Here is a 19,163-nt window from a genome sequence, read left to right on the forward strand (position 1 = left end):
CAAAGATATTTGGTTGAAAAAAAGAACAGCGTGTCTTCTACCTACCGTTGGGCTTGAAAATAGAACAATGTTTTGAATTGTAGAAATAAATATGCCATGGGGGGAAAGCGCAAAGCATTCAGCATAAAGCTAAGAGCTTAATGCTGAATGAGTAACAATTAATGTACGGCATTTAAGGTATTGCAATGCTTTATTAGTCTGTTTTAGCTTTATGCCTCCTTCAGCCTCAGCTCATGCTTATACTCCTTCGGCGTTTTCCCAACGATCTCCTTAAAAAAGCGGTTGAAGTTAGAGAGGTTCTTAAATCCGCAGGAGTACGCAATTTCTGCAATAGACCAGTCTTCCTCTGTTAGCCGCTTGCAGGCATGGCCAATACGCACCTCGTTCAGGAACTGTACAAATGACTTTTTGGTACGGTTCTTAAAAAAGCGGCAGAATGACTGCGGGGAAAGGTTGGTGATGCCCGCCACATCCTGCAGGGATATTTCCTTGGAGAAATTGTTCATCACGTACTTGAACACTTCGTCGATCTTGTGGTTATCCTTTACATTAAAGGCATGGGAGTAGCCGGTGCTGGCCAGGAAGTAATAGTCCCGTGTTTCAGACAGCGTTTTCAGGATGTGCAGCAGGGAAATAATACGGTCCAGCCCTTCTTTTTTGGGCAGGGCCAGTATTTCCTCTTTCAGCGCCTCCTGGGTATTGCCAATGATCTTCATGCCGCGTTGCGCGCGGTGGAACAGTTCTGAAAGCGCTTTGGTTTCCGGCAGGCCATAGAACTTATCGCCAAAAATATCTTTTGGAAAATAGATCACTACAGAGCGGGCTCTGAGCGATTCAAGGCCCTGGTAATAATCCTCCTCGTTATACCATACATGCGGAATGTTAGGCCCCAGGAAAACCATGTCGCCTACATCAAAGCTTTCAATACTGTCGCCAACAATTCTTTTTCCATGGCTCTCCGTCACATATACCAGCTCGCACTCCGGGTGGAAATGGAAAGGTGTGTTAAAATGCGGATCACTACGCTCTATAATGGTGATCTGGTTGTCTGCAAAAGCCCCAACTTTAATAAGGATGGGTTTCATCCGGTTCTGTGTTTAAATGTGTTTGGTCGTAGTGTGTTGTCTTTTTAATGGCAATGGTCAGCGTTGCCCGCCCCCCGCGGGCGTTTTTCCTGTGAATGATGCCAATTTATTAATTTTTGGTTAAAAAACTATCATTTCCCGTAAATTAGCTGTTGGAGAGAGTATTGTTTTTTTGACAAGTATTTTTGTATTTTACACAGGGCTAAATCGATTGAGCGTTTTATACCTGCGCTCAATAGGAAGTTCCAGCACACCTGAATTACAAGCATAAGCACAAACTATTATCGCGAATGAAAGGAATTTCTATAAAGGACATCGCCAAACAGGCGGGGGTGTCTCCTACCACAGTTTCTTTTGTACTGAACGGAAAAGCCAAGGAAAAACGGATCAGCGACCAGGTTAGCAAGAAAATCCTGAAGATTGCCAATAAGCTCAAATACAAGCCGAATCAGCTGGCCCGCGGTTTACGCACGGGTAAGACCAAAACCCTGGGGCTGATCGTGGAAGACATTGCCAACAACTTCTTTGCCAACGTGGCCAAAGTAGTGGAGGACGAGGCAGACAAGCATGGCTATAAGGTATTATTTGGCAGTACGGAAGATAACACTGAAAAGGCCCACGGTCTGCTGGAGGTATTAAAATACCGCCAGGTGGATGGTTACATTATTACGCCCACCAAGAACATGGAAAAGGAGATAGAGCTGTTGAAAATGGTGCGCAAGCCCGTAGTGCTGATGGACCGTTACTTACCGAATGTAGACTCTCATTACGTGGTAGTTGATAACTACCAGGGCGCGTATGCCGCTACTACCCACCTCATAGAGCAGGGGTACCAGAAAATAGCCATTATCACCACCACCTCTGACCAGGTGCAGATGAAACAGCGTATGGATGGTTTTATGGCAGCCTTCAAAAAGCACGGGTTGCCCTATAACAAGAACGTAGTAAAACGCCTGCCTTTTGAAATGGACCGGGTAGGGCATACCCAGGAAATTACCAAGTACCTGAAAGCTAGCAAGGTAGATGCAGTATTTTTTGCCACCAACTACCTGGGCATTTATGGTATAGAAAGCATTCGCTCATTAGGGCTTCGTATAGGCGCAGACGTAGGCATGGTATGTTTTGATGATCATGATCTTTTCCGCCTGCACAGCCCATCTATAACCTGTGTATCACAACCCATAGAAGAAATAGGGAGGCAGATAGTGAATGTATTGATGAAGGAGCTAAATCATGCCTCCAGCACATCTCAGCAGCTGGTATTACAACCTACGCTGGAAGTAAGACAATCTACCATGAAAGAAGTGGAGCCGGTTGCATAAAAAGCGTACATGCATGTGAGTTATTCTACCCGTAAACCATAATTTTTGTTAAAGAAAGCTTAAAGGCAGGATTGTAATGATCCTGCCTTTTTTTGCTAAACCCCTGATTTTATTTTAGCAGAAACTGCGGTTGTTTTAACTATTTTATTGAAAATGATCAGATAAGCTTGCAGATTATAAAAAAATTATCTATGTTTGATGTTGATAAGTGATTGGAACATAACCAGTGATTAATGATTAAAATTTTTATGTTATAAGTATAAACCAATATATTTATGACATATCAGGTGTTTTCATTTTTTAAGAGAGTAATACAAACTTTTTCATAACAAATAACGTATTTATGCTTTGGGTGGGACAAAACAAAAAGGCCCGAAGTGTACCGCGTGAAAAATATTATAATAATTTTTACTGTTTTGAAATAAATATCTATATTACATTATATTACAATAGATTTTACTAGAACAACTATACCAACAAATTGCCGCTTCGGGTTGTAAAAACAGCATAACAGCGGAGTTACTATTTGAAACCTAATGAAAATCTTATTGAACCTATGAAACAATTCGACACAACACCATGAAAACCAGCACTGTAATAATGGTGCGCAATACTTATTCCTTATACCTAAACTACAGATTGTAAATAGCAGGCCACTCTGCAAATGAAACAATAATGAATAACTATTGCCAATCTCGTTATCCCCTGCGGTGGGATGGTTATAACTATGCCAATTCACACATTAACGCTTTAACACTATAGTAATTAATCTAAAAAAGAGTAAAATGAAAAGATCGCTCCTCGTATGCGCGGTACTTTTCCTGCTATGTGCCAACTTTGTTTATGCACAGGAAAAGAAAACTGTAGCCGGTATCGTGCAGGATGAAAAAGGTGGCCCGCTCGTGGGTGTGAGTGTACAGGAAAAAGCCGGTTCGGCTGGTACGCTTACGGACGCTAACGGTGCCTTTAAATTGAGCATTAGCACAGAAGCTACGCTCGTTTTTACGTACATCGGTTACGTAAAACAGGAAATACCTTTAAATGGCCGTGTTTCCTTAGCCATTAGACTGGCGCCGGATAGCAAGGGTCTGAATGAGGTGGTTGTAACAGCTATGGGTATCAAAAAAGAACGCCGTAAGCTGGGTTATGCCGTTTCTAACATCTCCGGCGAAGATCTGGTAAAATCCTCCCCCACCAACTTTGCATCCGCAATGTATGGTAAGGCCGCCGGCGTAAGCATTCAAACCGCCCCCGGTGGTAGCACCAGTGCTGCTATCATCAAGATCCGCGGTGTAAACTCTATTAATGGCGACGGTCAGCCGCTGATTGTTGTGGATGGTGTACCTATCCGTAACGACATCATAAATACCGGCGACGCTAATAAATATTATGTGGATACCCGTATCCGTGGTAACAGCTTGCTGGACATTAACCCGGAAAACATTAAGGAAGTGAACATTCTGAAAGGCTCTGCCGCCACCGCGCTGTATGGTTCCAGTGGTAGTAATGGTGTGGTAATGATCACTACCAAGCAGGGTAACAGACGTGCCGGCCTGGGTGTTGATTTCAACTACTCTTATGGTATAGAGCAGGCTGCTGTGCTGCCGGATATACAATCTGAATATGGTCCGGGTTACGACAGAAAAAACATGGTGGGTTCCGGTTACCCGGCTGATGGCTGGATTCCCCTGGGCGATATAAATGGCGATGGTAAGGAAGATGTAAGAGTACCCTATGATGTGGATGGTCAGTTCGGACCCAAGTTCGACGGCAGGGATGTGGTATATGTGGATGGTAGTACCCGTAAATATGTTGGTACCAGCGATAACTGGAAAAAGCTGTTCAAAAATGGTTACAGCTCCCAGGCTAACATAGCATTATCCAATGCAAATGACAGGGGCAGCTACCGCTTTTCTTTTAACCGTATTGATTATAAAGGCATACAAATTGGCGGTAAACAGCAAAAGAACAACTTTAACCTGAATACCTCTTATAAAATAACTCCCCGGTTAAGCACCGACGTTACCATAACTTATGTGAATGAATATGTGCATAACCGTCCGGAGCAGATGAACCGCGTATTAGCAAGTTATGCAGGTTTCTTCAGCGCCTTTGATGATATGGATTTCTTCCTGAAGAAATATCAGACCACTAAAGGTTATAAATATGTAACGCTGGACAACTCCAGCCGTGACCCTGAGGAAGCATTCAAATATCCTTTCTATGCTACTGACTTCCTGGATTTCCTGTGGAAGCAGAAACGGAATAGCTATGACGAAAAGTCTAACCGTTTCATTTCCAGCTTTACACTGAACTATGACATCGCCACCGGGCTGAAATTCCGTGGCCGTATGGGTACAGACTTTACCGGTTATACTTCAGAAACTAAAAACTATGCAGAATATCCGCTGTATATTTCTGAATCCGGTGCATATTCCGTTGCCAATAACCAGTACAATATTGCTTATGGCGACTTATTGCTGACCTATAACAAAGACTTCTCCCCGAAATTCGGTTTAAATGCCAGCTTAGGTTACCAGGCCCGCCGTGAAGAACGCCGTTATAGCGCAATGAATACAGCTGGTGGTCTGCTGCAGGAGAACTGGTTCACTATCCAGGCTTCTAAAAACCCTGTAACCGGACAGAATGATACCAAAAGGTCTGATTACATGCAGGATGGTATCTTCGGTATTCTTGGCTTAAGCTACCGCAACTTCCTGTTCCTGGAAGGTACCGGCCGTTATGAGAGAGTATCTGTGCTTGCACCTGGTAATAACTCTTACTTCTATCCCAGCGTAAGCCTTTCCTTTGAAATGTCTAAGGCATTGCATATGCCTAACTTTGTGGATTACAGCAAGCTGCGTCTGTCTTACGGTGTGGCTGCCAACCCTCCGGGCATTTACCAGGCAAATATCGTTTATACCGGAAGCTCAGTTAACGGAGCTGCAACATTGTACCCCGGTAGCAACTATGGTAACAACGGGCTGAAACCGGAGTTCAAACATGAATATGAAATAGGATGGGAAAGCAAAATGTTTGAAAACCGCTTAGGCTTTGACATCTCTTATTATAATAACATTGTTAAAGGCCAGATCGTTAATCTGGACGTGGCTTCTTCAACCGGTGCAAAAAAAATCTGGCAGAACGTAGGTGACCTGAACAACTACGGTCTGGAAGCAGCAATATATGGTACGCCCATATCCAGCAAGAACATAACATGGGATGTACGCGCTAACCTGGGCTTTAACAGGAACAAGCTGAAAAGTTTACAGCCCGGCCTTAGCCAGCTGCAGTTAATGAACGTGGATAACGGTTCTGCATACATCGTTGCAAAAGTAGGCGAAGCTGCAGGTGATATCATGGTGAACATGAACAAGAAAAGTGCAGATGGACAGAACATCATAGATGCAAACGGTTATTATGTAACAGATAACTCCACCCCTAAGAAAGCCGGTAACATACAGGCTAAGCTGAATGGTGGTATTGGTAACACCATCCGTTACAAGAACTGGACCCTGGACTTCCTGGTGGATTCCCGCTGGGGTGGACAGATCCTTTCTGTGACCAATTATTATGCTACAGGCGATGGATTGTATAAAAGCACCTTAAAGTATCGTGATGAAGCCAGTGGCGGCTTAACTTACTATGAAGATGCTGCCGGTAACAGAACACTGCTGAACGGCGGTACTGCTCCTGCAGGTACTACAGTATATCATGATGGTGTGGTATTAGATGGTGTGGATGAAACCGGAAAGAAAAATGACAAGATCCTGCAGGCATCACAGTACTATGAGTACACTTATGGCTGGGGTAACTATGGCGCCAGAACCAAAAACTCTTACCAGGGTGCTGTGTTCAATAACAACTTTGTTAAGCTGCGTGAAGCCTCTCTGAACTATTCATTCCCGGTAGCACTGGCTAACAAAGCAAAAATGCAGACGTTAACCGTAGGGCTGTTTGGCCGCAACCTGTTCTACTTCTACAAAACACTGCCTAACGTGGATCCTGAAGTAGGTATTGGTAGCAACTTTATCAGCCAGGGTCTGGACGCCGGCTCTTCAGTAGCTTCCCGCACAATTGGTGGAACCGTGAGACTGAGCTTTTAATTGATCTAAGCAAAACATTAAAAACATGAAGAAGAATATTCTTGGAATAATAATGCTGGCGCCAGTGCTGGGTTTCATCGGGGCATGTAAAAAGTCTACGATAGACAGCAAATACCTGGACCCTGAGAAAACCACCAACGGCAGCATCGATGCCTTTTACACAGGCATGTTCAAAAACCGCAGGGTTATACCGGATTACTGGGGCCTGTGGACATTTAACGGCGTTCAGATGGGCGTATATACCCAAACCCTGGGTGTGGTAACTGCCAATAAAATGTATGAGCAGCCGGAATCCTATGCACAGGACCGCTGGGACGATTTTTATAGCGCACCGGGTAGTGATAATAACTGGACGGCTCCCATCTCCAGCTACCGCGAAATAGAAAAAGCCTATGACGCGCTTTCTACAGATGCAGATAAGTCAGGTTATTTACTGTTCACTAAAACAGCCCAGATCTTCCTGTATGACCAGGCCTGCCAGCAGGTAGACCTTTGGGGAGATGTTCCGTTCACTGAAGCAGGTGGTCTGAATGCAACCGGTACTTTAAAGCTGGGTGCGTTCGATGATGGCAGAGCGGTATATGACAGCGCGATCACTAATTTAAAGATCATCAGCAACTGGTTGGCAAACGCCCAGCCGGAGCAGTTCTACCTGAACAAGCTGGCCAAACAGGACATCCTGTTTAAAGGCGATCTGCTGAAATGGCGCCGTTACTGTAATTCCCTTTTACTGCGCCTGGCTATGCGTAAATCTGCTGTAGATGAAGCCAATTCCAAAGCGCTGGTACAGGAAATTATGGGTAACCCCACGCTGTATCCTATGATCGATGCTTATACAGATAATGCGGAGATCGTAACCAGCGGTACTAATCTTACAATAGACCTGACCAATTCCTTTAACGATGGCCATCAATACGCTCCCGGTTATATGGTGGATTCCCTGCTGAAGCCTACCGGCGACCCACGTTTACGTGTATTGTACACTAAAAATACGGCTGGTCAGTATCATGGCATGATCCCTACAATGACTGCTGCGCAGCAGCAGGCTGAGATCGGCAGTAGACTGATCTCCCTGATAGATAGTACAACCTTTGTGAAAAATACCAAGTTCCCCGGCATCATCTTTACTTCTGCTGAAACCTGGTTGCTGAAAGCTGAAGCCTATGAAAGATGGGGTAGCGGCGTGGGAGGCGGAAGCGCAAAATCTGCCTACGAGCAAGGTATTATGCAGTCTATTGCAAACTATTACAAGATCCATAACCTGAGCGACTACGGCACCAAACAAACCGCAGCTACACCAGCTGAGATCACGCTGCTGCTGGCTAATCCTAAAGTAGCTTATGGCTCTGTACAGGAAGATAACCTGAACAAGATCGGCCTGCAGAAATGGGTGAACTTCGGTATCATGCAGAATGCACAAGCCTGGGCTGAAATGAGAAGAAGCGGTTATCCCAAGATCACCTTCCCTACAGATCCGGGTGTTTCTACTGTGCCTACGCCTGCTTACAGGTTAACATATCCTGGCAGCGAGCGTTCACTGAACGGTGAGAACTACGCTAAAGTAGCAGATAAGGATCTTCCCTATGCCAAGATCTTCTGGATGAAATAGGCTTACTACTTACTAATCCTATACCTACATTAGAAACAGAGATGTTGCGTCCCGGGCTTAAAACCCCGGGACGCTTTTTTTTACCTGCCTGATTATGTATTTTGTGTTTTTGCCCATAACATAATATTCCACTATGCAGAAACTCATCATCTCTTTTTTCCTCCTGCTTTCTTTAGGCGCATCCGCCACCGTTAAGTTACCCGCTGTTATTGCCAGCAATATGGTGCTGCAGCAACGGTCACAGGCTGCCTTATGGGGTACTGCCGCCGCCAATGCCAGGGTTACCGTTACCACCTCCTGGAACAAAAAATTGTATACGGTTAAGGCGGGCGCAGATGGCGCCTGGAAGATAAAAGTACAAACACCGGCTGCCGGAGGGCCTTATGACATTACTATTTCAGACGGTAAGCCGCTTACCCTGCACAATATTCTTATTGGCGAAGTGTGGTTCTGCTCCGGCCAGTCCAATATGGAAATGCCTGTAAAAGGGTTTAAGAACCAGGCTGTTTTACATGCTGCCGACATATTGATGGAGGCGGATAATTCCCAGATACGCCTGTTCAATGTACCTAAAAAAATATCACGGGTACCGCTGTCAGATTGTAATACCACCTGGCAGGTATCAGATGCGGCCAGCGCCGCTGATTTCAGCGCAGTGGGGTACCAGTTTGCCCAAATGCTGCAGCAAAAGCTGAAAGTGCCCGTAGGTATTATTGAAGCCACCTGGGGCGGCACTGTGATAGAAGCCTGGATGCACGCCCAGGCCCTGCAACCCTTTACCAATGAAATTAAAATTCCTGCGGTAACGGATACACTGAATTTAAAGCCGAATGATCCTACCAATTTATACAATGGTATGGTATCGCCCATAATGGGGTATACTATTAACGGGGCTTTGTGGTACCAGGGAGAAAGTAACCGCGGCCGCGCGGCCCAGTACCGGCAGCTGATGGGTGCCATGGTAAAATCCTGGAGAGCGGCCTGGGATTGCGGGGAATGGGGCTTTTATTATGTGCAGATAGCGCCTTTTGTATATAAAGGCGATAAAGGAGAAACCTTCCTGCTCCGCGAAGCACAGTTAAAAGCGCTGGATGATATCCCCAACTCCGGTATGGCTGTGAGTATGGATGTAGGAGATCAAACCAACATACACCCTACAGATAAGACCATTATTGCCAAACGCCTGTTATATAACGCACTGGCCAAAACCTACGGGTATAAGAACATTCCTTATGCCACACCGGTGTATAAGAACATGAAGGTAGCTACAGATACCGTGCAGCTGTTCTTTAACAATGCGCCAAATGGTTTAACCACTTTCTCTTTTAATAAACCCCTGTCTGATTTTGAAATAGCCGGCGCCGATAAGGTATTTCACCCGGCCACTGCCTGGATAACCGGTTATGGCATTGCCGTAAAAAGTGAAGAGGTAAAGACACCGGTAGCTGTACGTTACGCGTATAAGGACTGGCTGGTGGGCACCCTGTTCAGCAATGAAGGGCTGCCTGTGTCATCGTTCAGGACAGATGAATGGTAAAAGAGCTGTAATTTGTAATTCGTAATTGATAATCCGTAATTCTAAAAAGGGAGCCTTAAAGGCTCCTTTTTTATGGAATAAATTATTTTTTTTTGCCTGTAAGGGTAAATACAGGCACAGTTGTCTAACCAATAAAATCTGAATAAAGCATACTTGCAGACGAGCCAGGGAAATAACGGATTGATTAAAGACCATGATCTTGACAGGGTATATCTTGAGCATTATGATGCGTTATACCGGTATGCCTATACTATGCTGAATGATGACATGCTTGCAGAGGAAATGGTGCACCAGGTATTCTTAAAGATCCTGGAAAAGGGCGGGCTGCTTGCCATTCATACCTCTTTAAAAGCCTACCTCTACCGGTCGGTGAACAATGAGTGTCTGAACTATCTTAAACACCAGAAAGTAAAAAATGCTTTTACCCTGTTTAACGCAGGAACAACAGGCCGGCAAACGGAAACACCCGCTGCTACGCTGCAGCTGCGGGAGCTGGAACAACAGTTAAGAAAAGCTATTAACGGATTGCCGGAACAATGCCGCACCATATTCCAGCTAAGCCGTTTTGAGGAGCTGAAGTATGCAGAAATTGCCACGCAGTTAAACCTGTCGGTAAAAACAGTGGAAACGCAAATGAGCAGAGCGCTTAAAAAGCTGCGTACACAGCTGGCAGATTACCTGCCCTTAATACTTTGGCTGTTAATGAATGTAAACATACGATTATGACTGATGATCTGCTGATAAGCCACCTGTTGGGGGAAACTACTCCCGTACAGGCGCAAAATGTGGAAGCGTGGAGGATGCAGGATGCCGCCAATGAAGCCCGGTTTAAACAGCTGCAGCTGGTATGGGAAACCAGCCTGCGCCTGCAATATACAGGCACTGTAAATGCACAGGCATCATTACAAAGATTAAAGCAAAAAGCGGCGGAACAGGCTCCGGTAGCCGTATTGCAGCCGTGGAGGCCCTGGCTGAAAATTGCAGCAGCAATACTGGTAATAATAACAGGAACCTTGTTTTATTTAACCCATCGTAATACACCCGCTATTCAAATTACCACTAAGCTGGCAGTTAAAACAGATACCTTACCCGATGGCTCTGTACTAACACTTAATAAAGGCACACAGGTAGAGCTGCCTGCAGCATTTGCCGGTAAGGAGCGCCAGCTGGTGCTAACTAAAGGAGAAGCTTTTTTTGATGTAGCACAGGACCAGTCAAAGCCATTTATTATCCGTACCGGCGATCTGAGTGTGAAGGTATTAGGCACCTCGTTTAATATGAAAAATAAGAACGGGAATATAGAAGTGATCGTAGAAACAGGAAGGGTGCAGGTAAGCAGGCAGGGACATACCATTGTATTAAACCGCGGGGAAAGGGTAGTGGTACAGCAACAAGCTGCTGCGCTTACCAAAGCCGTTAACCCCGATCAGCTGTACACCTACTATCGCAGCAAAGAATTTGTAGCAGATAATACACCCTTATGGAGAATGGTAGAAGTGCTGAATGAAGCTTATGACAGCCACATTATAATTGCCCGGAAAGAGCTGCGCGATCTGCGATTGAATACCACTTTTAAGAACGAATCGCTGGATAATATCCTGCAGGTAATTAGCCGCACCTTTAACATTACACTGGAAAAAAAGAACGATCAGCTTATTCTGAAATGACCCGGTTTTACAGGATTATAACACTGTTGATGATAGGCTTTCTATACGTGTTGCCAAAACAAGGCAATGCACAGGGGTTGCTGGATAAGGTTATATCATTAAATGCAAACAGCAGGCGGGTGGCGGATGTGCTGAATGAGATCAGCAGCAAAGCCGGTTTTTACTTCTCCTACAACAGCAGGCTCATACCGCAGGATAGCCTGGTAACCCTTACTGCAAGCAACCAGCAGGTATCCCGTATTTTACATCGGCTGTTCAAAGAACGTTATGAATATGGTGAGCAGAATAACTATGTTATTATAATACCTGCACTGCCCCGCCTCATGTTGATCAACACGGACCTTACCAATGATAATAATACCTTTTCTGTAAGTGGTATGGTGGTGGATGAGCGTAGCGGGGAGCGCCTCATGAATGCCAGCGTGTATGAAAAAACGCACCTGGTGGCCACTTTAACAGACGAACATGGTTATTTTAAACTAAAGTTCCGCACCAGCAACCCCGGAAGCATAACGGTTACAGCCAGTAAAAGATTGTACCGGGATACTACCATTCATTTTTTGCAAACCGTGCTGGTAAGCTCAAGAGCTAACAATGCTGTGTATAATAATATAGATGAAGAAAGTAACCGCATTGAAAGAACCGCGCTGGGAAGCTTATTCATCTCCGCAAGGCAAAAGATCCAGAGTTTGAACATTACTGGTTTCTTTGCTAAAAGGCCTTTCCAGGTGTCTTTAACCCCCGGGCTTAGCACGCATGGGATGTTTAGCCCCCAGGTGGTAAATAAGTTTTCACTGAACCTGGCAGGCGGTTACACGGCTGGTGTAAACGGGCTGGAGGTGGCCGGTTTATTTAACATCAACAAGAAAAGTGCAAAATACCTTCAGCTGGCCGGTGTGTTTAATTTAGTAGGTGGTAATGCCACCGGACTGCAATTGGCCGGCGCGCATAACCGGGCCCTGGATACGGTAAGAGGTGTGCAGATCTCTTTATTCACCAATAAAGCACAGGCGCAGTTATCCGGGGTGCAGATCAGTGCATTGCATAATGAAACGCGCCGGTTAAAAGGAGTACAAATGGGAATGGTGAATGTGGCGGATACCTCGCAGGGCATAAGCATTGGGCTGATCAATATTATCTATAATGGTTTTTACAGGCTTAGCTATACCGCTAATAACCTGGCCAATACTAACCTGGCTTTAAAAACAGGCACGCATAACTTTTACAGCACGGTGTTGCTGGGTATGAACGTATCCGCTGATAATAGATTTTATGCTTTTGGCTTTGGCATCGGGCATGACTTTATGTTCAGTAATAACGTTTACCTGTCAGCCGAAGCAGCTTACCAGTTTTCTGATGCAGGCACCTGGGATGATGGCTGGTGGCAGGGAAAGCTGTTGCTGAATGTACAGGTGAACAAGCATATCAGCCTGCTGGCAGGGCCTGCGTTTAACCGTTATAAACATGCCGGTTTATGGCGCAGCCCCGGCTATAAGAATGTTACTGATATACCGGAATACCCGGAAACTTCCACCTCCTTTTATCAAACTAAGAAATGGATAGGCTGGGAAGCTGGTATTGCTTTTAACTCCGTATTTAAACCTGTTAAAAGGGCAATAGATAATTCACAGGCCTGGTACCTGGGTGTTGCTGCTACAGGCGGCGTTGCATGGGATGCGCCTTTTGGCTTTGTGTCCGGCGGGGAGCTGTTTGTACACCGCGACCTGGGCGAGTATTTAACCGGTACATTATCCACCGGGTACACCTATTTTTCAGCAGACAGGAACTGGTTAATATTCGGCAACGGCCAGCATAACGTATATGCGCAACCGGTAAAAATTATACCGGTAAAAGCAGGTATAAGGCTAAGGACCGGTAAGCGCTTTTTTATGGCCGGGGAAATAGGAGAGGCCTTTGGGAACACGCTGCCTCATTTTGTTCACAATTCTAATCCCTATACATATACACCGGTGTATGAACACTACCGTTCATTAATGTACACTGCATCTGCAGGTTTTAGTTTTACCAGCGGATTGGAAGCAGGTATTAAGTTTGAAGACTATGGCCTGCAAATGCCCTACAAGCAGTTTGCCCTGCGCCTGGGCTACCGTTTTAAGTTAAGTAAATAAATAAGGATTGTTTGTCGGGGTACAGTACGGGTTCATTGTCTTAGTACCAAATTAAGATAATGACCCAAGCCAGAAAGCGCACCTTGTTCTATTTAGTAGATGGTGCGCATAGCGAGGTATTGCCCGAGCTCATAGCACAAGGCCGGTTGCCTAATATTAAACGCATTATTGATGAAGGCACCTACCGCAAAGCAACCACCTGTTTCCCATCCACCACAGGCCCTGCTTACCTGCCTTTTTTAACCGGCCACTTTCCGGGCACCATGGGCATTACAGGCATACGCTGGTTTGATAAAAAAGAGTTTAAGCGCACCCGTTGGAATAAGAACGCTATGCGTTCCTATTGCGGCCTGGAAGCAGCCTGGTTTAATACAGACATGCCGGCCAATAAACCTACACTGTTTGATCTGTTGGGAGAATCATATAACCTGTATAATATGATCACCCGTAATATACCTCCTGAATATGACCTGGGTAAAAAAGGCAAGGGCCTGTTATACACGCGTGCCCATTTCTGGAAACGGCATCACCCTGTTGATGAGCAGGGCCACCGGCGTATTATGGACATGTTACAGGCAGGTAAAGATTTTGATTTTTTGTTTGCAGTGTTTCCCAGTGTTGACTGGGATTCGCATTACCACCACATCCGCGACCCGCGCACCATTGAGGCTTACCAGATAGCAGATAACAGCCTGGGCGAAGTAAGGGCCCTGCTGGAGAAAAAAGGCTGGTGGCAGGATACACTGTTTATCCTCACCTCTGACCATGGGCTAACACCAACGGATACACATCTTGACCTGGGCGAATGGATGACGCAGCATGATCTGAAATCAGTGTACTATCCCACCATCTGGAAAAGCAATCCCAAATCGGCTGTTATGGTATCGGGCAATTCTTTTGGCAGCATTCACCTGCTGAACCATACCGGCGACCATGTGCTGCGCGAAAGGGAGATCCTGGGCATTATGGGCAGCGCACGGCTAAACGGATTGCTTGCAGAAAAAGCGGTGGACCTTGTTATTTACCGCGGTAATACTTCCCAAAGTTTTGTAGTGCGCAATGCTGAAGGTAAAGCTACCCTTGAAGTAAGCGGCCAAACTTTTGCTTACCATCCGGAAAGCGCAGACCCGCTCAAATTAGGCAGGGAGCTTTGTGTGAATGGTCACCGGGCTGCCCTGGAAGCCACATTTGATAGTGAGTATCCCGATTCACTTTACCAGGTACACCAGCTGTTCCAAAGCCGCAGGGCAGGGGATCTTGTAGTGAGCGCCCGCACCGGCTACGACCTGCGCGATTTCTGGGAATATCCTGAGCACCTGGGTTCGCACGGTTCATTGCACCGTTCACATATGCATGTGCCGCTCATCTACAATCAAAAGAACTGGCATACACATCCTGCCCGCACAGCCGACCTGTTTAACAGCATCTTAAAATGGAAAGGGATCAGCACCGCTGTTTCGGAAGGAGAGGCCCTGAACTAAATAAAATTAATCTTATGATGTCAGAAGTAAATTATAAACAACCCGGCATAACATCCGTTTTTAATAAAAAGCTTATTATAAAAGGCAGCCTCTGGCTGGCATTGATCACGATACTAACTATAGCGGGTATATTTTTTTATAACAATACCGGTCAAACCATCCGGGCATTGTCGCATATCTCTTACCGGTACATTGTTATTTGCCTGCTGATGCTTTTTATAGACCTGATGCTGGGCAGCTGGCGTAATCATATTTACATCCGTAAGCTTAACCCTGCAGTATCACAATGGGTAAGCTTTAAAGCCAATGCAGCCAACATGTTTATGGGTGCTGTAACACCGGCGCATGGAGGTGCAGGGCCGGCACAGATCTTTGTATATACCAGCAAGGGGGTTTCTTTTGTAAATGCATTTGCGGTGAGTTTGATCAACATGGGGGCCACCCTTATTTTTATGCCTTTGGCCGGCTTTATAGCTATTATGCTCATGGATACAAGTATGGTGAGCGGTATGGTACCTGCCATGTTAAAATATGGCTTCAGCTTTTTCCTGTTATTTTTATCCGCCTTTTTGCTGGCCTTCTGGAAACCTGTTTGGGTGGGCAGCATCATTAAAAGAATAGCAGGCATTTTATCTGTGCTGCTGCCTGCACGTAAAGATAAGCTGGTTGCCTGGGCGCAACGCGCCTATGAGAACATTGCAAAGTACCAGCAAGCCTGTAGTATTATTGTTAAACAGCATCCTTTTCTTTTTCCGCTGAGCTTAATCATTACAACCCTGCTGTACCTGAATAAGTATTGCATGCAATATGTTATACTGTTGGGCTTAGGGGTACATGCCAGTTTAATACAGGTGATCTCCATCCAGGTACTTATACAGTTCATGATCTATTTTGCACCCAGCCCCGGTGGCAGCGGTTTTGCGGAGCTAAGTATTTCTGTGTTGTTTGGAAAGATCGTACCGGCAGGTTTGCCGGTGTTTACCTTATTACAGCGTTCATTCCTGTTATTTTTCCCGGCGTTGATAGGGGCGGTAGTGGTGATTGACCTGTTGAGGAAGCAGACGGTGAGCGGTAAAGGGTAGGGGAGCAGTCATCGATGATGAGCACATCACCTGCCTGTAACTGCATCATTTATTCCATGCGACGATAAGCCTTCGTGGTAGTACCGTGGTTAGCCTTTAAGCAAGGCTTCGTATTGCATCAATAAAAAAATCCGCCCCGGAGGGCGGACTTTTGGAGAGCGGCGCAAGCCGCTCTCCTCATCTCTCAAAGTGAAACAAAAATAAGGCGCTAAATATAAATAAAGCGCTAATCATATGTTAATGAGAATCAATTTAATTATTACATTATCAATGGTTTCTCTTTTGATTTAAGAATTAATTTATAAGTAAATAAAACGTATAAGTATTACTCTTCTGCTATGCGTCAAGCCTGAATTACTTACCTCATATATCCGAGATCTCTTGACGGTTGATTTAACAGCGTGCGAAAAAATGACGGTATCAAGTAGCAGGGGGCGGCCGTAAGAATACAGGCTTCAAAAGCGATAGAGGAAATGCTGCAGCTATAATAATCAGCTGAACAGCTCATTACCTGGGTTACACTATGCATAAAAAGATCCGTCCCCAGTCCAGGACAGTTATATATCATTTTCATTTAAGCTTACACTATACATAAAAAAAATCCGCCCCGAAGGGCGGACTTTGGAGAGCGGCCTGTGACCGCTCTCCTCTCTCTTTCGTGAAACAAAAGTAAGACAGTAAATGTAAATAAACCGCTAATCAGATGTTAACGAAAATCAATTTAATTATTACATTATCAATTAATTTCAATTAAAATTAATAACTAATTTGTATATAAATGGTATATATAAATCGATTCGTTTATATTTACAGAGAATAAGCATACAGTAGTTATCCTTACTACCACAATACCGGAACAGGTGTGCCGCAGTACTCAATAACCTGAGAACATTGGCCCACACAAGGTTGCAGTCCTGTTCCAGCTGCAGGAAATGCGGGACAAGACTTTTAATAATGTTGAAACTGATCGTATTGTAAAACGAACGATCTTTGCCAGAGAAGTGATCCTGTTTATAATATAATCCTGTGATACTTGTCCTGTGAGAAATACTGTATGGGTTTTCAATAAAATCTTTCTTCCATCGTTTTTAACATAGTACTGAGTTCGCTTAAAACATACCGACACCTGGCTGAGAACAAGGGAGACGGCTGGTTTCATATACCTGTCCGGTGTTATCCTAAAAAAGAAGGTAGCCACTTAGGACTACCCTGATGCATACATGATGCAATGTTCCCTCATGAACAAAGTTAAGGTTCCGAATATGTTTTTTTGCTAATCTGATGTTAATGATAATGAATAAGTTACTACATTATCACCTCTTTTTCTATGAAAAAAAAGTATTATATATTTATATTTCTATTAACTTAGTGCCAATACCCATGTCCTATACATGAGAAGCCTCATTCACTGCCGTATCCTATGCCTGCTGATACTCCTGGTAGCCGTTTGTATCAGTTTGGCCACGCCACAATATTCGTATGCCGCCCCCGCCAGGAGCGCATGGCTAACGCCTTTTACCTACTCTAGTACCTGTGTGAACACAGATATCAAGTTCGCCATTACTACTGAGGACGAGACCATTGATTCCGTATTGTGGGACTTTGGCGATCCGCCCTCCGGTGTACAGAACACTTCCGATAAAATGATCGGCAGCCACCAGTACGCCACTATTGGTACCTATACCGTTACGCTCATTGCTTACCGGGCTGGCGTAGCAGATACCACTACACTTTCTATTACTGTAGTACAGCCGGTACCCTACAATTTTCCTGAACCGGTTGATACCACGCTTTGCGAAGGACAAACCATTGTTCTCAGCGCACCTGTGGTAGCCGGAGCCACCTACGAGTGGACGCGGAAAGATTCCGTAGGCAACACCATTGTAGCAGATACTACCGGCACCTATAGGGTAAAGATCAATGGATGCGAGGTACCGGATTCCGTGAACGTGTTCTTTACGCCTATCCCGGAAATTGAGCTGGGTGATGACCACCTGCTGTGCATTAACGAGGCTATTCGCCTGGATGCTACCTCGCAGGATGGTAACTACCAGTGGTACAGGGATTTTACACCTATAGCAGGAGAAAGCGCCTCCACTTATGTTGTAACTACCAGCGGCACCTACATGGTGCAGGTAAATGCAGGTGGCTGCGGCATTTTCCGCGATACGGTGACCATCAACTTTGGCGGGCATGAACATCCCTTTACCATGGGCCCTGATACCTTATTATGCCCCGGCGAAACTATTGTGCTGGCGCCCCAGGTAGCCGGCGCCTCCGGCTACAGCTGGTTTAACGGTTCAATGAATCCTACGGTACGGGTAAGCAGCCCGGTAGATGCCTGGGTGTTTATAGAAGTAGATAATGAATGTGAAGTGCTTGATACGGTGCGGGTAGACTATAACCGCCTGCGCGGCGTGAACCTTGGAGGGGATACTACCATTTGTAAAGGTGAGTTCCTGGTGCTTACCGCCGATTTCGGGCAGGGCCAGTACCTGTGGCAGGACGGCTCTGACCAGGCCACCTATTATGTACGCGAACCCGGCTACTTTTATGTACGGGCGCAAATAGGCCGCTGTATTTCTTCTGACACCATCCACGTAACTTATGATGATACTTTGCACATCAACCTGGGACCTGATAGTACCATATGTAAGGGAGAGCAGATACGGCTTTACCCCAACGGCGCAGGCACTAATTATAAATGGCAGGATAGTACCAACATTCCTGTTTTTATGGTAACCGAACCTGGTTACTACGCTGTAGTGGCTAACAACACCTGCGGCCGTGCTACCGATTCTGTGCTGGTGCTGGCAAAGGATTGCGAGTGCCAGGTATGGCTGCCGAATGCGTTTACCCCTAACGGTGATGGGAAGAATGATTATTTCCGGCCCATTTACCGATGCTTGTTATCGGACTTTAAGCTCAGCGTGTACGACCGCTGGGGACAGCGGATCTTTTTCAGTACGGATCCGCAGGTTAGCTGGACCGGGCGGCAGAACGGGGTGCAAATGAATGTAGGCACCTATGTGTGGGTAATGGAATATACAAGCGCCAGCACACTGCAATCGTTCAGGAAAACGGGCGCCGTTACGATCGTGTATTAACGTATTAAGATCTAAAATAATAAGGTGCAAATGAACCG

At 45.5% G+C, this 19,163-nt stretch carries 11 protein-coding genes; 10 read left to right on the forward strand and 1 reads right to left on the reverse strand.

The window, feature by feature from the left end:
• Positions 1–209: 209 nt before the first annotated feature.
• Positions 210–1,085 carry an AraC family transcriptional regulator gene (locus KVT36_RS13845; protein WP_217604099.1) on the reverse strand — a complete coding sequence of 292 codons (876 nt, stop codon included), beginning with the start codon at positions 1,083–1,085 and terminating at the stop codon, positions 210–212.
• 290 nt (positions 1,086–1,375) lie between these two features.
• Here KVT36_RS13845 and KVT36_RS13850 point away from each other — a divergent pair, with 290 nt between their 5' ends.
• The 10 genes from KVT36_RS13850 (at position 1,376) to KVT36_RS13895 (ending at position 19,125) form a co-directional block, all read left to right on the forward strand.
• Complete coding sequence (locus KVT36_RS13850; protein WP_089913874.1) at positions 1,376–2,407, forward strand: LacI family DNA-binding transcriptional regulator; 1,032 nt, start codon at positions 1,376–1,378, stop codon at positions 2,405–2,407.
• A 785-nt stretch (positions 2,408–3,192) separates the two neighbouring features.
• The gene (locus KVT36_RS13855; protein WP_217604100.1) at positions 3,193–6,513 is read left to right on the forward strand and encodes a SusC/RagA family TonB-linked outer membrane protein; all 3,321 of its coding nucleotides are present in this window, start codon (positions 3,193–3,195) and stop codon (positions 6,511–6,513) included.
• Positions 6,514–6,538: 25 nt separating this feature from the next.
• On the forward strand, positions 6,539–8,122 hold the full coding sequence (locus KVT36_RS13860; protein ID WP_217604101.1) for a SusD/RagB family nutrient-binding outer membrane lipoprotein: 1,584 nt from the start codon (positions 6,539–6,541) through the stop codon (positions 8,120–8,122).
• Positions 8,123–8,255: 133 nt separating this feature from the next.
• A complete protein-coding gene (locus KVT36_RS13865; protein ID WP_217604102.1) occupies positions 8,256–9,659 on the forward strand; it encodes a sialate O-acetylesterase in 1,404 nt (467 codons plus the stop codon).
• Between the two features lie 153 nt (positions 9,660–9,812).
• Positions 9,813–10,385, forward strand: a complete 573-nt coding sequence (locus KVT36_RS13870; RefSeq protein ID WP_217604103.1) for an RNA polymerase sigma-70 factor — start codon at positions 9,813–9,815, stop codon at positions 10,383–10,385.
• Positions 10,382–11,326, forward strand: coding sequence for a FecR domain-containing protein (locus KVT36_RS13875; RefSeq protein ID WP_217604104.1), 945 nt, complete (start codon positions 10,382–10,384; stop codon positions 11,324–11,326). The genes KVT36_RS13870 and KVT36_RS13875 overlap by 4 nt, the downstream gene beginning before the upstream one ends.
• A 29-nt stretch (positions 11,327–11,355) precedes the next feature.
• Positions 11,356–13,455 carry a carboxypeptidase-like regulatory domain-containing protein gene (locus KVT36_RS13880; protein ID WP_217604105.1) on the forward strand — a complete coding sequence of 700 codons (2,100 nt, stop codon included), beginning with the start codon at positions 11,356–11,358 and terminating at the stop codon, positions 13,453–13,455.
• Between the two features lie 59 nt (positions 13,456–13,514).
• Positions 13,515–14,936 carry an alkaline phosphatase family protein gene (locus tag KVT36_RS13885; protein WP_217604106.1) on the forward strand — a complete coding sequence of 474 codons (1,422 nt, stop codon included), beginning with the start codon at positions 13,515–13,517 and terminating at the stop codon, positions 14,934–14,936.
• 14 nt (positions 14,937–14,950) lie between these two features.
• Positions 14,951–16,018, forward strand: coding sequence for a flippase-like domain-containing protein (locus KVT36_RS13890; protein ID WP_217604107.1), 1,068 nt, complete (start codon positions 14,951–14,953; stop codon positions 16,016–16,018).
• A 1,391-nt stretch (positions 16,019–17,409) separates the two neighbouring features.
• Positions 17,410–19,125 carry a gliding motility-associated C-terminal domain-containing protein gene (locus KVT36_RS13895; RefSeq protein ID WP_217604108.1) on the forward strand — a complete coding sequence of 572 codons (1,716 nt, stop codon included), beginning with the start codon at positions 17,410–17,412 and terminating at the stop codon, positions 19,123–19,125.
• The last annotated feature ends 38 nt before the right edge of the window (positions 19,126–19,163 follow it).

The organism is Chitinophaga sp. GbtcB8 (assembly GCF_019091455.1).
Taxonomy (GTDB): domain Bacteria; phylum Bacteroidota; class Bacteroidia; order Chitinophagales; family Chitinophagaceae; genus Chitinophaga.